Origin of the sequence: Bradyrhizobium semiaridum, from assembly GCF_020329505.1 — a bacterium.
Classification (GTDB): Bacteria; Pseudomonadota; Alphaproteobacteria; order Rhizobiales; family Xanthobacteraceae; genus Bradyrhizobium; species Bradyrhizobium semiaridum.
This window is the reverse complement of sequence record NZ_JAGKJJ010000002.1, coordinates 232,704-250,552: the sequence shown is the minus strand read 5'-3', so window position 1 is coordinate 250,552 and position 17,849 is coordinate 232,704. Positions and strand designations below refer to the sequence as shown.

Annotated in this window: 18 protein-coding genes; 13 read left to right on the top strand and 5 right to left on the bottom strand. The window is 64.9% G+C overall.

From position 1 onward, the window contains the following. Window positions 1-9: 9 nt before the first annotated feature. The 3 genes from J6500_RS03590 to J6500_RS03580 are packed head-to-tail and all read left to right on the top strand — an operon-like array spanning window position 10 to window position 3,088. Complete coding sequence (locus J6500_RS03590) at window positions 10-1,332, top strand: ABC transporter substrate-binding protein (protein ID WP_225711288.1); 1,323 nt, start codon at window positions 10-12, stop codon at window positions 1,330-1,332. A gap of 2 nt (window positions 1,333-1,334) precedes the next feature. Beyond that, the gene (locus tag J6500_RS03585) at window positions 1,335-2,267 is read left to right on the top strand and encodes a carbohydrate ABC transporter permease (RefSeq protein ID WP_376707753.1); all 933 of its coding nucleotides are present in this window, start codon (window positions 1,335-1,337) and stop codon (window positions 2,265-2,267) included. Then, a complete protein-coding gene (locus tag J6500_RS03580; protein ID WP_225711286.1) occupies window positions 2,264-3,088 on the top strand; it encodes a carbohydrate ABC transporter permease in 825 nt (274 codons plus the stop codon). Before J6500_RS03585 ends, J6500_RS03580 begins: the two co-directional genes overlap by 4 nt. A gap of 199 nt (window positions 3,089-3,287) precedes the next feature. Here the strand turns inward: J6500_RS03580 and J6500_RS03575 are convergent, their stop codons facing one another. Further along, window positions 3,288-3,962 carry a cysteine hydrolase family protein gene (locus J6500_RS03575; RefSeq protein ID WP_225711285.1) on the bottom strand — a complete coding sequence of 225 codons (675 nt, stop codon included), beginning with the start codon at window positions 3,960-3,962 and terminating at the stop codon, window positions 3,288-3,290. 191 nt (window positions 3,963-4,153) lie between these two features. Between J6500_RS03575 and J6500_RS03570 the strand changes: the two genes are divergently transcribed. Next, on the top strand, window positions 4,154-5,167 hold the full coding sequence (locus J6500_RS03570) for a formamidase (protein WP_225711284.1): 1,014 nt from the start codon (window positions 4,154-4,156) through the stop codon (window positions 5,165-5,167). A 15-nt stretch (window positions 5,168-5,182) separates the two neighbouring features. Here J6500_RS03570 and J6500_RS03565 read toward each other — a convergent pair whose 3' ends face one another. The 3 genes from J6500_RS03565 to J6500_RS03555 all read right to left on the bottom strand — a co-directional run bounded on the left by J6500_RS03565 (window position 5,183) and on the right by J6500_RS03555 (window position 8,108). Beyond that, entirely contained in the window at window positions 5,183-6,241 is a 1,059-nt protein-coding gene (locus tag J6500_RS03565; RefSeq protein WP_225711283.1) for a YeiH family protein, read from the bottom strand. Between the two features lie 187 nt (window positions 6,242-6,428). Then, window positions 6,429-6,650, bottom strand: coding sequence for a hypothetical protein (locus J6500_RS03560; protein ID WP_225711282.1), 222 nt, complete (start codon window positions 6,648-6,650; stop codon window positions 6,429-6,431). Window positions 6,651-6,830: 180 nt separating this feature from the next. Continuing rightward, on the bottom strand, window positions 6,831-8,108 hold the full coding sequence (locus J6500_RS03555) for an allantoate amidohydrolase (protein ID WP_376707752.1): 1,278 nt from the start codon (window positions 8,106-8,108) through the stop codon (window positions 6,831-6,833). A 348-nt stretch (window positions 8,109-8,456) separates the two neighbouring features. Between J6500_RS03555 and J6500_RS03550 the strand changes: the two genes are divergently transcribed. Genes J6500_RS03550 through J6500_RS03530 form a run of 5 tightly spaced genes read left to right on the top strand, consistent with a single transcriptional unit; the run spans window position 8,457 to window position 13,826 of the window. After that, entirely contained in the window at window positions 8,457-9,566 is a 1,110-nt protein-coding gene (locus J6500_RS03550) for a BMP family ABC transporter substrate-binding protein (RefSeq protein WP_225711281.1), read from the top strand. Continuing rightward, window positions 9,563-10,669 (top strand): ABC transporter permease, encoded by a 1,107-nt coding sequence (locus tag J6500_RS03545; protein ID WP_225711280.1) that lies wholly within the window; start codon window positions 9,563-9,565, stop codon window positions 10,667-10,669. Before J6500_RS03550 ends, J6500_RS03545 begins: the two co-directional genes overlap by 4 nt. 1 nt (window position 10,670) lies before the next feature. Continuing rightward, window positions 10,671-11,597 carry an ABC transporter permease gene (locus J6500_RS03540; RefSeq protein ID WP_225711279.1) on the top strand — a complete coding sequence of 309 codons (927 nt, stop codon included), beginning with the start codon at window positions 10,671-10,673 and terminating at the stop codon, window positions 11,595-11,597. Window positions 11,598-11,613: 16 nt separating this feature from the next. Then, window positions 11,614-12,297, top strand: coding sequence for a biuret amidohydrolase (gene biuH, locus J6500_RS03535; RefSeq protein WP_225711278.1), 684 nt, complete (start codon window positions 11,614-11,616; stop codon window positions 12,295-12,297). Further along, entirely contained in the window at window positions 12,294-13,826 is a 1,533-nt protein-coding gene (locus J6500_RS03530) for an ABC transporter ATP-binding protein (protein ID WP_225711277.1), read from the top strand. The genes biuH and J6500_RS03530 overlap by 4 nt, the downstream gene beginning before the upstream one ends. Before the next feature lie 652 nt (window positions 13,827-14,478). Here J6500_RS03530 and J6500_RS03525 read toward each other — a convergent pair. Continuing rightward, window positions 14,479-15,006 carry a DUF6428 family protein gene (locus J6500_RS03525; protein ID WP_225711276.1) on the bottom strand — a complete coding sequence of 176 codons (528 nt, stop codon included), beginning with the start codon at window positions 15,004-15,006 and terminating at the stop codon, window positions 14,479-14,481. A 49-nt stretch (window positions 15,007-15,055) separates the two neighbouring features. On the opposite strand from J6500_RS03525, the gene J6500_RS03520 reads away from it, so the two are divergent. Genes J6500_RS03520 through J6500_RS03505 form a run of 4 tightly spaced genes read left to right on the top strand, consistent with a single transcriptional unit; the run spans window position 15,056 to window position 17,683 of the window. Next, window positions 15,056-15,415, top strand: coding sequence for an ArsR/SmtB family transcription factor (locus J6500_RS03520; RefSeq protein ID WP_225711275.1), 360 nt, complete (start codon window positions 15,056-15,058; stop codon window positions 15,413-15,415). Beyond that, window positions 15,415-16,101 (top strand): aquaporin, encoded by a 687-nt coding sequence (locus tag J6500_RS03515; RefSeq protein ID WP_225711274.1) that lies wholly within the window; start codon window positions 15,415-15,417, stop codon window positions 16,099-16,101. The genes J6500_RS03520 and J6500_RS03515 overlap by 1 nt, the downstream gene beginning before the upstream one ends. Further along, on the top strand, window positions 16,098-16,523 hold the full coding sequence (gene arsC, locus J6500_RS03510) for an arsenate reductase (glutaredoxin) (RefSeq protein WP_225711273.1): 426 nt from the start codon (window positions 16,098-16,100) through the stop codon (window positions 16,521-16,523). Before J6500_RS03515 ends, arsC begins: the two co-directional genes overlap by 4 nt. Continuing rightward, window positions 16,520-17,683, top strand: coding sequence for an MFS transporter (locus J6500_RS03505; protein WP_225711272.1), 1,164 nt, complete (start codon window positions 16,520-16,522; stop codon window positions 17,681-17,683). The genes arsC and J6500_RS03505 overlap by 4 nt, the downstream gene beginning before the upstream one ends. The last annotated feature ends 166 nt before the right edge of the window (window positions 17,684-17,849 follow it).

Sequence of the window (17,849 nt, the reverse complement as noted above, 5' to 3'; positions counted from 1 at the left end):
GAGGGAATCATGTCGCATCACCTGATCTCGCGCCGCCAGATGCTGGCCGGCACGGCGGCCGCCGGCGCGGTGGCATTGAGCGGATTTCCGGCCCGCGCCGAGGTCAACTGGAAGAAATATTCCGGCACCACGCTCGAGGTGATCCTGGCCAAGGGGCCGCGCGGCGACAATCTGCAGAAGTACATCAAGGAATTCACCGAGCTGACCGGCATCAAGGTCGAATCGGAGCAGATCCCCGAGCAGCAGCAGCGGCAGAAATGCGTGATCGAGCTGTCGTCGGGCAAGCCGAGCTTCGACGTCGTGCACCTCAGCTACCATGTGCAGAAGCGGCAGTTCGAGAAGGCCGGCTGGCTCGCCGACATGTCGGGCTACCTGAAGGACCCGAGCATGACGCTGCCGGACCTCGTCGAGAGCGACTTCTCGGCGGCCGGCTTGCAATACGCGCGCAACGACAAGGGCCAGATGCTGTCGCTGCCGTGGTCGGTCGATTATTTCATCCTCTACTACAACAAGGAGCTGTTCCAGAAGAAGGGCGTCGAGGTGCCGAAGACGCTCGACGAGATGGCGGTCGCCGCCGAGAAGCTGACCGATCCGAAGGACGGCATCTACGGCTTCGTCGGCCGCGGCCTGCGCAACGCCAACATGGCGATGTGGACCAACTTCTATCTCAACTACGGCGGTGAATTCCTCGACGCCAAGGGCAACATCCTCACCGACGGCCCCGAGGCGGTCGAGGCGACCAAGCTGTACCAGCGCCTGCTGACCAAATGTGCGCCGCCCGGCGTCGCCGGCTTCAACTGGATGGAATCGATGGCCTCCTTCACGCAAGGACGCTCCGCGATGTGGATCGATGCCGACGGCTGGGCGCCGCCGCTGGAAGACCCGAGCGCCTCGCGCGTGGTCGGCAAGGTCGGCTACACGCTGGTGCCGGCCGGACCCAAGGGCAAGTTCTCCTCGACCTATGGCGACGGCATCGGCATCGCTGCCGCCAGCAAGAACAAGGAAGCCGCCTATTTGCTCTGCCAATGGGTGGTCTCGAAGGGCCAGGGCGGCCGGCTGCTGCAGGCCGGCGGCGGCGTGCCGTTCCGCAATTCGGTGGTCGACGATGCCGAGATCAGGAAGGGCGTCAAGACCCAGGAATGGCTGCAGTCGGTGGTCGATTCCGCAAAGATCTCCAAGCTCGGCCTGCCCGTCATCATCCCGGTCGCCGAATTCCGCGACATCGTCGGCGCGGCGCTGACTGCGACGCTCTCCGGCGCCGATCCCGCCACCGAGCTGAAGAAGGCGCACGAACAATTCCGCCCGATCCTGGAGCGTAGCGAAAAAGCGTGAGCGTGGTAGCACAAGATTCTCCGGCCGCGGTGCAGAACGCCGCGCCGGAGCGTGAATGGCGTCCGCCGTCCTACTGGCCGTTCGTGATCCCGGCGCTCGTCGTGGTGCTGGCGGTGATCATCTTTCCATGGGTGTTCACGATCTGGATGAGCTTCAACGAATGGAAGGTAGGCTCCCCCATCACCTTCGTCGGCCTCGCCAATTATTTGCGGCTGCCGACCGATCCGCGCTTCGTCGAAGCGGTCGGGCACACCTTGTCCTACACCGCGCTGTCGGTGCTGCTGCCGCTGGTCTTCGGCACGTTGGCCGCCGTGGTGTTTCACCAGAAGTTCGCCGCGCGCGGCTTCCTGCGCGGCATCTTCATCATGCCGATGATGGCTACTCCCGTGGCGATCGCGCTGGTGTGGACCATGATGTTCCATCCGCAGCTCGGCGTGCTGAACTATCTGCTGTCGCTGGTCGGCCTGCCGCCGCAGCTCTGGGTATTCAATCCGAATACGGTGATCCCCTCGCTGGTGCTGGTCGAGACCTGGCAGTGGACGCCGCTGGTGATGCTGATCGTGCTTGGCGGCTTAGCTGCGATCCCGACCGAGCCCTATGAGAGCGCGCAGATCGACGGCGCCAATTTCTGGCAGGTGTTCCGCTTCATCACGCTGCCGCTGATCATGCCGTTCCTGTTCATCGCCGGCATGATCCGGATGATCGACGTGGTGAAGAGTTTCGACATCATCTTCGCGATTACCCAGGGCGGGCCGGGCTCGGCGTCGGAGACCATCAACGTCTATCTCTACAGCGTCGCCTTCGTCTATTACGACCTCGGCTACGGCTCGGCGATCGCGGTGGTGTTCTTCCTTTTGATCGTCGCGCTGGCCGCGCTGCTGCTCTATATGCGCAAGCGGATGCTGTGGACATCGGATCTCGGAGGCGGCGCATGAACCCGCGCCAGATTCTCGGCCAGATCGGGCTGTGGCTGTCGGTGCTGGTCATCGTCTCGCCGGCGATCCTGTTCTTCCTCTGGATGGCCTCGCTGTCGCTGAAATTCGAGATCGACAACGCCGCCTATCCGCCGGTGTTCTTCCCGGAGAACATCGCCTGGAAGAACTATGCCGATGTGCTCGCCTCCAACCGCTTCCTGACCTACTTCACCAACAGCCTGATCGTCACCGGCGCCGCCACCGGCCTCGCCATGCTGGTCGGCGTGCCCGCCGGCTACGGCATCGCGCGGATGGCCGCGCATAAATCCGCGGTGGTGATCCTGATCGCGCGGATCACGCCCGGCCTGTCCTATTTGATCCCGCTGTTCCTGCTGTTTCAGTGGCTCGGCCTGCTCGGCACGCTGGTGCCGCAGATCATCATCCATCTCGTGGTCACGGTGCCGATCGTGATCTGGATCATGATCGGCTATTTCGAGACCACGCCGCTGGAGCTGGAGGAAGCTGCCCTGATCGACGGCGCCACGCGCTGGCAGGTGTTCCGCCACGTCGCGCTGCCGATCGCCAAGCCCGGCCTCGCCGTCGCCTTCATTCTCGCGGTGATCTTCTCCTGGAACAATTTTGTCTTCGGCATCGTGCTGGCCGGACGCGAGACCCGCACGTTGCCGGTTGCGGTCTACAACATGATCTCGTTCGACCAGCTGAGCTGGGGCCCGCTCGCCGCCGCCGCGCTGATCGTGACCGCGCCGGTGCTGCTGCTCACGGTGCTGGCGCAGCGGCAGATCGTGGCGGGGCTGACCGCGGGCGCGGTGAAGGGCGGTTAGGGCGACCAAGTTGGGGCGAAGTGATCTCGCGGCGAACTCGCTGCACCTCTCCCGCTTGCGGGGGAGGTCGCATCGAAGATGCGATGCGGGTGGGGGCTCTCTCCGCACAACGAACGGCATCGTTCGCCATGAGACCCCCACCCCAGCCCTCCCCCGCAAGCGGGAGAGGGAGCGCACCAGCTCCGCGGCTGCAAATGTTCTAGTCCCCGAGCGCCTGCAGCACCGCGGCCGAGTCGGTGACCCAGCCGAAAATGCCGCCCTGGGCCTTGATCATCTTCAGGCCCATCTCGTGGAATTCCGGGAAGTAGGAGGCGCAGCCGTCTGATATCACGACGCAGCGGTAGCCGCGGTCGTTGGCCTCGCGCACCGTGGTGTTGACGCAGACCTCGGTGGTGACGCCGCACACCAGGAGGTTCTCGATGCCATATTTCTGCAGGATGTCGCCGAATTCGGTGGCGTAGAACGCGCCCTTGCCGGGCTTGTCTATCACGATCTCGCTGTCCAATGGATAGAGCGCGGGGATGATGTCGTGCCCTGCCTCGCCGCGGATCAGGATCCGTCCCATCGGCCCGGGGTCGCCGATCCGCAGCGACGGCGCGCCGCGCTCGATCTTGGCCGGTGGCGCGTCGGAAAGATCAGGCAGATGGCCCTCGCGGGTATGGATCACCAGCATCTCGCGATCGCGCGCCGCCGCGAGCACGGCGGCGATCGGCTGCACCGCGCGGGCGAGCTGGCTCACGTCATTGCCGAGCGTTTCACCAAAACCGCCGGGCTCGAGGAAATCGCGCTGCATGTCGATGATGACAAGCGCGGTCCGGCTCCAGTCGAGCGTGATCGGCTCCGGCTCCGCCGCCATCGTGCTGCTTGACTTCATCGTGACGCCCTCATCCCACCGCTCCGATCCATGGCAAGCAAGGGACATGCCATCGAATCCGATGGCGAGCGTTGCACTTGCCGGTGATTTGCACTGATTTCAGCTGTGCTGGCATGATGATTGCTAAACCGATGGAGCGGCATGGACCGTGTGAGGCAAAGCGCAACGCGTCGGATATCGGGAGGACGAGCATGAACGGACTTGGTGGACTCAACAAGTCACCCAACGGGGTGGTGATCGGATTGGTGCAGTTGCAGCTCCCCGTGGTTGCGACCAAGGCCGATCTGGCACGACAGACCGAGCGTATCGTGTGGATGGTCGGCAAGGCGCGGCGCAATCTCGGCACCATGGACCTCGTCGTGCTCCCGGAATACTCCCTGCACGGCCTGTCGATGGACACCAATCCGGAGATCATGTGCCACCTCGATGGGCCCGAGGTCGCGGCCTTCAAGAAGGCCTGCATCGACAACAAGATCTGGGGCTGCTTCTCCATCATGGAGTTCAACCCGCATGGCAACCCCTACAATTCCGGCCTGATCATCGACGATCACGGCGAGATCAAGCTGTACTATCGGAAATTCCATCCCTGGATTCCGGTGGAGCCGTGGGAGCCGGGCGATATCGGCATCCCCGTGATCGAGGGACCGAAGGGCGCGAAGATCGCGCTGATCATTTGCCACGACGGCATGTTCCCCGAAATGGCGCGCGAATGCGCCTACAAGGGCGCGGAGATCATGATCCGCACCGCAGGCTACACCGCGCCGATCCGCGAGAGCTGGCGCTTCACCAACCAGGCCAACGCCTTCCAGAACCTGATGGTGACGGCTAATGTCTGCATGTGCGGTTCGGACGGTTCGTTCGATTCGATGGGCGAAGGCATGATCGTCAATTTCGACGGCAGCATCATCGCCCACGGCACCACGGGACGCGCCGACGAGATCATCACCGCCGAGGTGCGGCCAGACCTCGTACGCGAGGCGCGCATCAACTGGGGCGTCGAGAACAACATCTATCAGCTTTGGCACCGCGGCTATGTCGCGGTGAAAGGCGGCGCGATGGACTGTCCCTATACGTTCATGCAGGACATGGTGTCCGGCCGCTTCCGCCTGCCCTGGGAAGATCAGGTCAAGATCACGGACGGCACGTCCTGCGGATTTCCGGCGCCGACACGGATGTTCGGAAAGACCGCGAAGGCGGCCGAGTAGCAGGCGAGACCGCCGTCACTTGAAGAAATGCACCAGGCCGATGCTCAGCCCGAGCAGCAGCATCAGCGACAGCGTGACGGCGGCCGTCACCCGGCCGCCGACGGTCGAGAGCACGCGGACGTCGACGCCGAGCCCGAGCGCGGCCATCGAGAGCACGGTGAGGATCGCCGCAGTCTTGGTCACCGGCGCGATCACGACGTCGGGGACGAGTTGCAGCGAGCGCAGCGCGGCCAGCACCAGGAATCCGATGATGAACCAGGGCACCAGCTTGAACGGACTGATGGGAACCGTCTTGGCGTTGCCCGCCTTGCGCTTGCGCCTTGCGACGAACAGCGACAGGCCGACCACGATCGGCCCCAGCATCAGGACGCGCACCAGCTTCACCAGCGTGCCGATCTGGGTCGAGACGATGCCGGCCGGAACGGTCGCGGCCAGCACCTGCGGCACGGCATAGACCGTGAGGCCGGCCAGGATGCCGTATTGCGTCGCCGACAGCTTTAGCAGCGGAATCAGGAGCGGCAGGCCGAGCACCATCAGCACGCCGAGAATAGCGGTGAACGAGATCGAGGAGGCGATGTCGTCGCCGTCGGCCTCGATGACGGGCGCCACCGCTGCGATCGCCGAATTGCCGCAGATCGAATTGCCGCAGGCGATCAGGATCGCAAGCTTGGTCTTCAGCCCGAGCATCCGGCTGAGGCCGTAGCTGACCATCAGCATGATCGCGACGGTCGCCGCGATGGCGCCGATCAGGAGATAACCCGACGCCACGATCGCCGCGAAACTGATGGAGGCGCCGAGCAGCATCACGGCGACCTCGAGCAGCTGCTTGGCGCTGAAGGCAATGCCGGAGCGCCATCGCTCGGACGGCTGCCAGGCGGTGCGCACCGCCATCCCAAGCAGGATCGCGACCACCAGGGCCTCGATATAGGGATGGTCAAAAACGTGCTCTTCGGCGGCCTGGATGCCGAGCGAGATGATCGTGATCACCCCGCAGAGCAGGATACCGGGAATGAGCAGGAGCACACGCTTCAGCGCACTTTGCTGCTTCCCCTGACTTTTCGATGGGTCCGGCACGAAATCCTCTTCTACGGAGAAGATTTTATGCGCCAGATTGCGGCCTTTGACCAATCCATTTTCGGATTGGGCGGATGCATAGAAGTTCTATCCCCGGGATTGACGGCGCCGGGCAGCACGCGCCCGCCCGCGAACGCCGAATCTCAGGGTATTTTGCAGTTAGGGAAAGAAGACGCGCAAATGCGCCTCAGAGTGCTGCGATCAGGCCCTGCGCCCAAGCGAGCGCGCTGTCGAAGCTGAACACGCCGGGCTCGAAATAGGCGGCGCGTGCCAGCACGATGCCTGCCACCAGCACCCAGAAAACACTGGTGCCGGCCGTCTTCAGCCATTTCGACGCACGCGTGCCGGCGATCGATTGATCGATCGCGGGGACCGGCTCGCCGAAGGGATCGAATGCAGATTGGCTCATGGACGTGACCGTTGCTGACGCCCCTAAATGTCGCGACATTCGGTGCGGAAGCAAGGGTAGCGCCATGCCTTTTGCAGCAGCTCCTTGGAAGGACGTTTTCCGGCGCAAAAGGTGGAGAGCATTTTCTTCTTGGGGCACCCGAAATGCTCCCATCGGCCACTGTCGCCAAGCGCGCCGGCTTCACGCCTCGCGCTGCGGCCGAAAATTCTCGATGAAGCGCAGCAGCACGCGCGCGCCGGTATCGGCATCGGCCAGCTCGACATGCTCGGCCGGATTGTGGCTGATCCCACCGCGGCAGCGCACGAAGATCATGGCGATGTCGGCGACGTCGACCATCGCCATGCCGTCATGCCCTGCCCCGCTGGGCAGCTCGAAGGTGGCAAATCCCTCGGCGGCGACGGCGTCCGCGAGTTGCGCTTGCAGCCACGGCGCGCAAGGCACGCTGCGGTTCTCATGCGTGACATCGATCTGCAATGCAAGTTCACGGCGCTTTGCGATCGCCTCGACCTGCCGCACGATGTCGGCCACCGCGCGCTTGCGATGAGTGTCGCTCTGCGAGCGGATGTCCATCGTGAACGACACTTTTCCAGGGATCACATTGGCGGCGCCCGGCAGCGCGGTGATGACGCCGACCGTCCCGACCAGGCCTGCATCGTCGCTCCGGCAAAACTCCTCGATCGCGACGATGCATTCGGCCGCGCCCGCCAGCGCGTCACGGCGCAGCGGCATCGGCACGGTGCCGGCATGGCCGGCGGTGCCGACAAGATTGGCGACGAGCCGCGTCGCGCCGGCGATCGCGGTGACGACACCGACCGGCAATCCCTTGTCCTCCAGCACCGGCCCCTGCTCGATGTGCAGCTCGACATAACCGAGCAGCTCGCGGCGGGCACGCGCGGCCTTGCCGATCTGATCGGGATCGAGCCCGAATTGCACCATGGCCTCGCGCATCGAGATGCCGGCGCGGTCGCACACCTCGAGGACGCGCTCATCGAACGTGCCGGCCACCGCGCGGCTGCCGAGCAGGGTCGAGGCGAAGCGCACGCCCTCCTCGTCGGCAAAGCCCACGATCTCGATCGCGAACGGCAGCCGCTTGCCGCGCCGGTTGAGGTCGGCGACGCAGGCGATCGCGGTGATGACGCCGAGCGGGCCGTCCCATTTGCCGGCGTCGCGCACGGTGTCGTAATGCGAGCCGAGCATCAGGCACGGCAGGCCCGGGCGGTCGCCGTCGTAGCGGCCGCAGACATTGCCGATGGCGTCGAGATGCGCGCTCATGCCGGCGTCGCGCATCCAAGTCAGGATCAGGTCGGCGGCCTTGCGGTGCTCCGGGGTGAGGAAGATCCGCGCCAGATGCTCCGGCGTCTCCGAGATCGCCGCGAGCTGGTCGATCCGCGCCGCGATCTCGTCGCCAAGGGTCTCGCCAAGGATCTCGCCAAGGGATGTCGGCCTCATCTCGCTCATGCTCTTTCAGTCCCGCCGCCGTGCCCCGGCTCGCACCCCTCACTCGTAGCAGGCCCGATCCGATTGACCAGCCGGCAAATGGCGGCTGTACGGCGGCTTACGGCTGGAGCCGTTGCTTAACGTAATTGCATACAACGGCGATCAATCGCCTAAAATATAAGCAAAACACTCCGGCGCGCACTGCGGGCATTCCTGGACCGTCACCCGATACCAATCAATTTCAAGCGGTTAGCCGTCCCTGACCGCCCGATGTGCTCTGGCACGAAGCTTGCGACACCTCTGATGGGCTCCGCCGTTCAGGCGGCTGCGACAAGGACGGGCGGCAGACCGCCGGAGGGGAGCAGGCACATGGATTTTGGGAGGATTTCACGTCGGCATTTGTTGCAGGGAAGCGCGGCGCTGGCCGTCGGCAGCGCACTCGGCGTCCGCGGCGCGGCCGCCGCCGAGACCACGATCGGCTTCATCTATGTCGGCTCGCGCGACGACTACGGCTACAACCAGGCCCACGCGCAGGGCGCCGCGGCGGTGAAGAAGCTGCCCGGCGTCAAGGTGGTCGAGGAAGAGAAGGTGCCGGAGACCGATGCGGTCGAGAAGACCATCGAGTCGATGATCAACCTCGACGGCGCCACGCTGCTGTTCCCGACCTCGTTCGGCTACTACAACCCGCACGTGCTCAAGATGGCGAGCAAGTTTCCCAAGATGAGCTTCGAACATTGCGGCGGCTTGTGGTCCGACAAGGATCCGAAGAACGCCGGCAGCTATTTCGGCTATATCGACGAGGCGCAGTTCATCTCCGGCATCGTCGCCGGCTATTCGACCAAGAGCGGCAAGCTCGGCTTCGTCGCCGCCAAGCCGATCCCGCAGGTCTTGCGCAACATCAACGCCTTCACGCTCGGCGCCCGCCTCGCCAACCCGAAGGCGACCACGCAGGTGATCTTCACCGGCGACTGGTCGATGCCGGTCAAGGAAGCCGAGGCCACCAACAGCCTGATCGACCAGGGCATCGACGTGCTGACCTGCCATGTCGACGGTCCGAAGACGATGGTCGAGAACGCCGCGCGCCGCGGCGCGTTCGTCTGCGGCTATCACGTCAACCAATCGCCGCTGGCGCCGAAAGCCTATCTCACCGGCGCCGAATGGAATTGGGAGGCGCTGTATCCAAAATTCGTCAAGATGATCACGTCGGGTCAGCCGATCCCGAACTTCTACCGCGGCGGCCTGAAGGAGGAGATCGTCAAGGTCTCGCCCTATGGCGAGGTGGTGTCGGCGGAAGCGCGCAAGCACGCCGACGACGTCAAGGCCAAATTCATGGCCGGCGACTTCACCATCTTCAAGGGCCCGATCGCCGACAACAAGGGCAACACCGTGATCGCTGCCGGCACCGACCGCGGCCAGCAGGATCCCGAGCTCGAGAAGATGAATTATCTCGTCGAGGGCGTGATCGGAGCCACCGCGTGACGGCGGAAGTGGAATCCGTGGACGCGGCCGGAGTTGCTCCGGCCGCCGATCCCGGATTTCTCCAGCGCTACGGCACCAGCATCGAATACATCCTGATCCCGTGCGCGGCGCTGATCGGCGCGCTCGCGGTGTTCGGCGGCTTCGTCGCGCTGTACGGCAAGAACCCGCTCGATCTGTACTTCTACATGTATTACGGCGCGTTCGGCACCGCCTTCTCCTGGCAGAACACGCTGACCCGCGCCGCGCCGCTGATCCTGACCGCGCTGTGCACGGCGCTGCCGGCGCAGCTCGGCATGGTGATCATCGGCGGCGAAGGCGCGCTCCTGATCGGCGCGCTGTCGGCGACATCGGCGGCGCTGGCGCTGCAGGGCGCCGCGCCGATCGTGGTGCAGATCGCGATGGTGATCGCCGGCATGATCGGCGGCGGGCTCTGGATCACGCTTTCAGGCGGCTTGCGGCAGTATCGCGGGGTCAACGAGACGATCTCGAGCCTGCTGCTGGTCTATATCGCGCTCGCGATCCTCAACCATCTGGTCGAGGGTCCGCTGCGCGATCCGGCCAGCCTGAACAAGCCGTCGACACGCGAGATCGGCGCCGCCAACATGATCGGCACCATTCCCGGCACCGATGTGCATTGGGGCCTCGCGTTCGGCCTCGTCGCCGCGGTTGCCGCCTACATCCTGATCTATCACACCACCTTCGGTTTCGCCGCGCGCGTCGCCGGCGGCAATATCCGCGCCGCCAGGATCGTCGGCCTCGGTGTCGGCAAGTTGATCCTGACCGTCTGCTTCCTCGCCGGCGCTTGCGCCGGGCTCGCCGGCATGGTCGAGGTCGCCGCCGTGCAGGGCCGCACCAATGCCAACCTTGCCGCGGGCTACGGCTTCACCGGCATCCTGGTCGCGTTCCTGGCGCGGCAGAATCCGGTCGCGATCATTCCGGTAGCGATCCTGCTCGGCGGCATCAGCGCCTCCGGCGGCCTGCTGCAGCGCCGGCTCGGCCTGCCCGACGCCTCGGTGCTGGTGCTGCAAGGCATCATCTTCGTGTTCGTGCTGGCGAGCGACGCGCTCTATGGGCGCATCGGTTTCCTCAAGGGAAAATCCTGACATGGCCGACGCATCGATCGGGCTCTGGACCGTTCCCCTCGCCGTGCTCGGCGGCGCCATCCGCGTCTCGACGCCGTTCTTGTTCGTCAGCCTCGGCGAATGCATCACCGAGCGCTCGGGCCGCATCAATCTCGGCCTCGAGGGTACGCTGGTGATGGGCGCGATGAGCGCCTACGGCATCTCCTATCTGTCCGGCTCGCCGTGGCTCGGCGTGCTCGCAGCCGGCATCACCGGCGCCTTGTTCGGCGCGCTGCATGCCGGCATCTGCTCGCTGCCGCGGGTCAACGACATCGCAGTCGGCATCGCGCTGATGCTGCTCGGCACCGGCCTCGCCTTCTTCCTCGGCAAACCGCTGATCGAGCCGACCGCGGCGCGGCTGCCGGCGATCGATTTCGGCTGGTGGAGCGACGTGCCGCAGGTGCGCGCGGCGCTACGCATCAATGTATTGTTCCTGATCGGCGTCGCGATCGCGCCGCTGCTCTATTGGGCCTTCAAGACCACGCGCTGGGGCCTGTTGATCCGCACCGCCGGCGAAAGCGCCGACGCGGCGCGCGCGATGGGCCATTCGGTGCTGCTAATCCGCCTGCGCGCCACCATGGTCGGCGGCTTTCTCGCAGGCATCGGCGGCTCGTTCCTGTCGCTGTTCTATCCCGGCAGCTGGAACGAGGGCCTTTCCTCGGGCCAGGGCATCACCGCCGTGGCGCTGGTGATCTTCGCGCGCTGGGACCCAATGCTTTGCCTGTGGGCCTCACTCGCCTTCGGCGGCGCCGCCGCGCTCGGCCCCGCGCTGCAATCGGTCGGCGTCACCTCCGGCTATCACCTCTTCAACGCCTCGCCCTACATTTTGACGCTGGCGATCATGATCATCACCTGCTCGCCGAAGCGCACGCTGACCGGCGCGCCGGCCGAATTGTCCATCACCCGATAGGCTTTGCGAGAGTCCCATGCCCGAGCGCTTCATCAAGTCCGAGCCCTACGCCTGGCCCTACAATGGCGACCTGCGCCCGCAGAACACCGCGCTCATCATCATCGACATGCAGACCGATTTCTGCGGCGTCGGCGGCTATGTCGACAAGATGGGCTACGATCTGTCGCTGACCCGCGCCCCGATCGAGCCGATCAAGAAGCTGCTGGCGGTGATGCGCGCGCAGGGCTTTCACATCATCCATACCCGCGAGGGCCATCGGCCTGACCTCGCCGATCTTCCCGCCAACAAGCGTTGGCGCTCGCGGCAGATCGGCGCCGGTATCGGCGATCCCGGCCCCTGCGGCCGCATCCTGGTGCGCGGCGAGCCCGGCTGGGAGATCATTCCCGATCTCGCGCCGCTGCCGGGCGAGCCCATCATCGACAAGCCCGGCAAGGGCTCGTTCTGCGCCACCGACCTCGAACTGATGCTGCGGCTGCGCGGCATCGAGAACATCGTGCTGACCGGCATCACCACCGACGTCTGCGTCCACACCACGATGCGCGAGGCCAACGACCGCGGCTTCGAATGCGTGCTGGTCGAGGATTGCTGCGGCGCGACCGACAAGAGCAATCACGACCACGCGCTGAAGATGATCAAGATGCAGGGCGGCGTGTTCGGCACGGTGGCAAAATCCGCCGACCTGATCGGGGCGCTGTCGTGATCATCGGCGAGCCGGCGGCTCCGTCAGGCGCGTTCGGCGTCGACGCCATCGCGATGACGATGCGGTTCGGCGATTTCACGGCGCTCGACAATGTCGAGCTCAAGGTGCGGCCCGGCTCGTTCCACGCGCTGCTCGGCGAGAACGGCGCCGGCAAGAGCACGCTCGTCAAATGCATCATGGGCTATTACCACGCCACCGAGGGCGACATCCTGGTCGGCGGCCGCGAGCAGGCGATCGCCAATCCGAAGGACGCCCACGCGCTCGGCCTCGGCATGGTCTATCAGCACTTCACGCTGGTCCCCGCGATGACCGTCGCCGAAAACCTGGTGCTGGCGCGCGACGACGTGCCGGCCGTGGTCGACTGGCGCAAGGAGAAGAAGGAGCTCGAAGCCTTCCTGTCGCGGATGCCGTTCAAGGTGCCGCTCGATGCCAAGGTCGCCGACGTCTCGGCCGGCGAACGGCAGAAATGCGAGATCCTCAAGCAGCTCTATCTAAAGCGCCGCTTCCTGATCCTGGACGAGCCGACCTCGGTGCTGACGCCGGGCGAAGCCGACGAGGTGCTCGGCATGCTGCGCGCCATGGTGATCGCGGGCGAATTGACCATCTTGATGATCACGCACAAGTTCCGCGAGGTGATGGCCTTCGCCGACGAGGTGACGATCCTGCGCCGCGGCAAGCTCGCCGGCACCGGCAAGGTCTCGGAGCTCACGCCCGACGAGATGGCCCGCACCATGATCGGCGCCGAGCAATTGACCGTACAGCCGCCGCGCACCGGCGAGACCGGCGCGCCGCGGCTCGAGCTCGACAGGCTGACCGCGCGCGACGACGCCGGCGCGATCGCGGTGCACGGCGTGTCGCTGACCGTGAAGAGCGGCGAGATCGTCGGCATCGCCGGCGTCTCCGGTAACGGCCAGCGCCAGCTCGTCGAGGTGCTGGCCGGGCAGCGCGAGGCCGAGAGCGGCGTGATCCGCGTCCAGGGAGAGGTCTATGCCGCGAGCCGCGAAGAGATGCGCCGCCACAAGATGTCGCTGCTGCCGGAGGAGCCGCTGAAGAACGCCTGCGTCGGCGGCATGAGCGTCGCCGACAATATCGCGTTCCGCGAATTCGACCGCGCCCCGTTCGCGCGTGGCGGCTGGTGGCTGAACCGCTCGGCCTTCCGCAACGACGCGATGCGCAAGATCAACCGCTACAAGATCAAGACCCGCACGCCGGAGACGCCTATCGCCGCGCTGTCGGGCGGCAATGTGCAGCGCGCCGTGCTGGCGCGCGAGCTCTCCGGCGACGTCGAGGTCCTGATCGCCGCCAATCCCTGCTTCGGCCTCGACTTCGCCGCGGTGGCGCAGATCCACGCCGAGATCATGGCCGCACGCAACCGCGGCGCCGCGGTGTTGCTGGTCAGCGAGGACCTTGACGAGCTCCTGGAATTGTCGGATCGCCTGGTGGTGATGTTCCACGGCGAATTCGTGCACGATATCAGCGCCAGCGAGGCCGACCTCACCGAGATCGGCCGGCACATGGCCGGGCATTGAGGACGCGACGCGTCCATTCATAAGCCGCGCGATGCGGCGAAGGCTGTCTCGGTTGTTGCTTTATGACTGATCGAGGCCATGCGGCCGCGCTATTGTCGCACGGGACATCAGCAATCTTTCAACCAAGCCGACAGCGAATTAGCTTGCCTTGCTTCGAGTCCTTTTGCACTCTCAGGCAAGGAGGCCGATGCATGAAAAAAATAACAGTTGCGTGCGCTCTCGGAGCGGCCCTGGTGCTGTGCAACCTCGGGACTTCCGGTGCTGAAGCCCGGACGCGGAGGGCACATGTCGTTCATGAACCAAGGCGCGTGATTATCCAGACCCCAGTGATAACACCGACTCCCTGGGACTATAATGTTGTTCCACGATATCGCTATCGCCCTGAAGACGACCGGGTCGATCCATATGGTCCGCCTTTGGAGTCGTCATGGGTGCGCTACGAGGCATGGCGGTGGCCATACTGGTGGTGAACAGCGATCGCGCCAAGCGGATCGCATTCCGCGGGAAGCGGTGATCGCTTCCGGATGCGGAGGTGAAGCCGGAGCGGCCTATCGGTCAACAGCCGCCACGGCGACCGAACCGGGAAACGTCCGGTTCATCGCGAAGGGCCAGTACCCAACGACAGGGCCGCCGTCATTGCGCCGGGGCTACATCAACCACAACAAGGTTGCTTGGCCTTCGGCGCGCAGCAGGCCTGCTGTTCCTGCAGCCATCGGTCACGCGGCTTGCAGCTCGACGGACGCGCCGACAGATAAACGCGGATCGCGCTGTCATCCACCGCCAGGCGCTCCGCACGATAGATTTGCATTGGCCTCACGCCGTCGCTCACCTCGAAGGTCAGCCTGGCTTGCGGATCGAAGCCGACGGCCTCATCAACCTTGCGGATGATTGCAAGGAACTTGCCAGCCGGCATATGGCCCCGATTTTCCTCCTCGATGTCCCAGAGCTGGATGAAGGTCTCGCTCCAGCTCTCAGGGTTTGCGCCGCAGTCGAGCCCTCTGAACGAACCGGTTTTCACTTCGGTGACGTGGTAGCTCGGGCGGACGTCACGCCCCTCGTAATTGAAGATCAGCGGCTTCTCCTGGTGCGCCTCAAGGCCGGAAAGCAGTACATCAGACGACAGTTCCTCCACCGGCAACAGGGCGCCGACGACCGATCGGCTCTTGGCAAGCGAGTTCATGGCTGCTATCCTCGTTTCAATGATTGTTGAATTGTAGGATTATCGAAAGATGGAGGAGCGTCAAGCCCGGACCGCGTTCGCCGCGCTGTCGCAGGAAACGCGGCTACGGATCGTGCGGTTGCTGGTCCAGGCCGGTCCCGATGGAATGGCGGCCGGGGCGATTGCCGAGGCGGTCGCGGTGTCGCCGTCCAACGTCTCCTTCCATCTGAAGGACCTCGAGCATGCGGGCATGATTGTGCCGCGTCGCGAGGCGCGCTCGATCATCTACTCAGCGGACTTCACCGGCCTGCGTGATCTCATTGCGTTCCTGATGAAGGATTGCTGCGCGGGCCACCCGGAAATCTGCGCCCCGGCCCTCGCCGATGCGCAGTGCGGGCCCTCTGCGGCCAGGAAGAAGGCGCGGGCCTGATGCGCGGCTTCGACCTATCAAGACGCCTTGCGGCCGAGGGTTTTGGCACGCTGCTGCTGGTCGCGACGGTCGTCGGCTCCGGCATCATGGCCGAGACCTTGACAAGGGACGTGGCGCTGGCGCTGCTCGGCAACACCCTCCCCACCGGCGCCATCCTGGTGGTACTGATCACGATTCTCGGGCCGATCTCAGGCGCGCATTTCAATCCCGCGGTCACACTCGTGTTCACGCTCAAGGGCGAGTTCCGCCCGCCACACGCCGCGCAATACATCGCAGCGCAGGTGCTCGGGGGAATCCTCGGCGCGATCGTTGCGCATGCCATGTTCGGCCTGCCGCTCCTGGAGTTCTCCGCAAAGGCCAGGACCGGGTTTCCGCAGTGGTTTGCGGAATTCGTTGCCGCGTTCGGCCTGGTCGCGACGATCATCGGCGGCCTCCGGTTTCGCGAGACCGCAATTCCATGGCTGGTCGGGCTCTACATCACGGCGGCGTACTGGTTCACCGCGTCCACGTCTTTCGCCAATCCGGCCGTCGCGATCGCGCGATCGCTGACCAACACATTCTCCGGCATCCGCGTGCAGGATCTACCGGGCTTCATCGTCGCCGAAATTGTCGGAGCCATGGTCGCGCTCGCGTTCATGACGTGGCTGCTGCGCGGCGCCGAAACCACCAGGGAAGCAATCCGATGACGATCACGATCTATCACAATCCCGACTGCGGCACATCGCGCAACACCTTGGCGATGATCCGCCAGAGTGGCGAGGAGCCCGAGATCATCGAATACCTCAAGACGCCTCCTTCGCGCGAGACGCTGATCGCGCTGATCGCGGCGATGGGCGTGACGCCGCGGGCCTTGCTTCGCGAGAAGGGCACGCCGTATGCCGCGCTCGATCTTGCCAATCCGAAATGGAGCGACGACGAACTGATCGATTTCATGATGGCGCATCCGATCCTGATCAACCGGCCGATCGTGGTTTCCCCAAAGGGTGTGAAGTTGTGCCGTCCGTCCGAGGCGGTGCTTGATCTCCTCGCGGTGGCCGACATCGGCGAATTCGTCAAGGAAGACGGAGAAGTGGTTTCGCCCAAGGCTGCGGGACCGCGCGCTGGATGAGCCGCCGTGCGGACAACGTTCTGATCGTCGCGCTCGGTACCACGCAGACGTTGGCATGGGCGTCGAGCTATTATCTGCCCGCCATTCTCGCGGACCCGATCGCGCGAGACCTCGGCATCTCGACCAACTGGCTTTTCGCCGCGTTCTCGATGGCGCTGGTGATCTCCGGACTGCTCGGCCCCCGCGTTGGCCGTCAGATCGACCGCATGGGCGGGCGCGAAGTGCTCTGTGCATCCAACCTCGTTCTGGCCGCCGGCCTGGTCCTCCTTGGGCTGGCGCAGGGCGGTGCGCTGATGACTGCAAGCTGGCTGTTGCTCGGCGTTGGCATGGGCCTCGGTCTGTATGATGCGGCCTTTGCCGCACTCGGGCGCATCTACGGCACCGCGGCCCGCCGCTCCATCACCGGCATTACTTTGATCGCGGGGTTTGCCAGCACGATCGGCTGGCCGCTCAGCGCGTGGGGACTGGCAACCATCGGTTGGCGCTGGACCTGCTTCGGCTGGGCGGCTGCGCACATCCTGATTTGCCTTCCGCTCAACGGTTTCCTGATTCCCGAACTGAACGGGGAGCATCGGGTCGCGGCCGACACGGCAAAGCCGCGTATTCCGATCGACCGCGCGATGGTATTGCTTGCCTTTGCTTTCGCGGCGGCCTGGAGCGTCACGTCGGCGATGGCGGTCCACCTGCCGCGCATCCTTGAGGCGTTGGGCACGACACATGCGCAGGCAATTGCAGCTGGCGCGCTGATCGGCCCGGCGCAGGTGGCGGCGCGCATTGTCGAAGCGAGCCTGCTGACGCGTTTCCATCCACTCTGGTCGGCGCGCCTGGCCTGCATCACGCACCCTTTGGGCGCCTGCGTGATCGGCCTTTTCGGCGGTGGCTTCGCGGGCGTATTCGCGTTGTTGCACGGCGCTGGAAACGGCATCCTGACGATTGCGCGCGGCACATTGCCGCTGGCGATATTCGGGCCGAAGGATTACGGCTATCGCCTGGGACTGCTCGGCGCGCCATCACGCCTGTCGCAGGCGCTCGCGCCTCTGCTATTCGGCTTTTTGATTTCACCGTTGGGCGGCTATACGCTGGCAGTCACATCAGGTCTGAGTTTGGCCGCGCTGCTGGCGCTGATCGCACTCAGGGCGGAGAAGGATACGTCTACGTAGCTTGAGTTCGGTCTGGGCCAGAAGCATTGCTGGCCGCGAACTGGCGTTCAACTTGCTTCGTTCAGCCACGGCTACGCCTGAATTGAGAATTTTGAATGAAGCAGGCTCGACTTCTGCAACGGGTCAAAAGCGGACGGTCGGCAGACGTCGCTGCAACGTCAGCAAA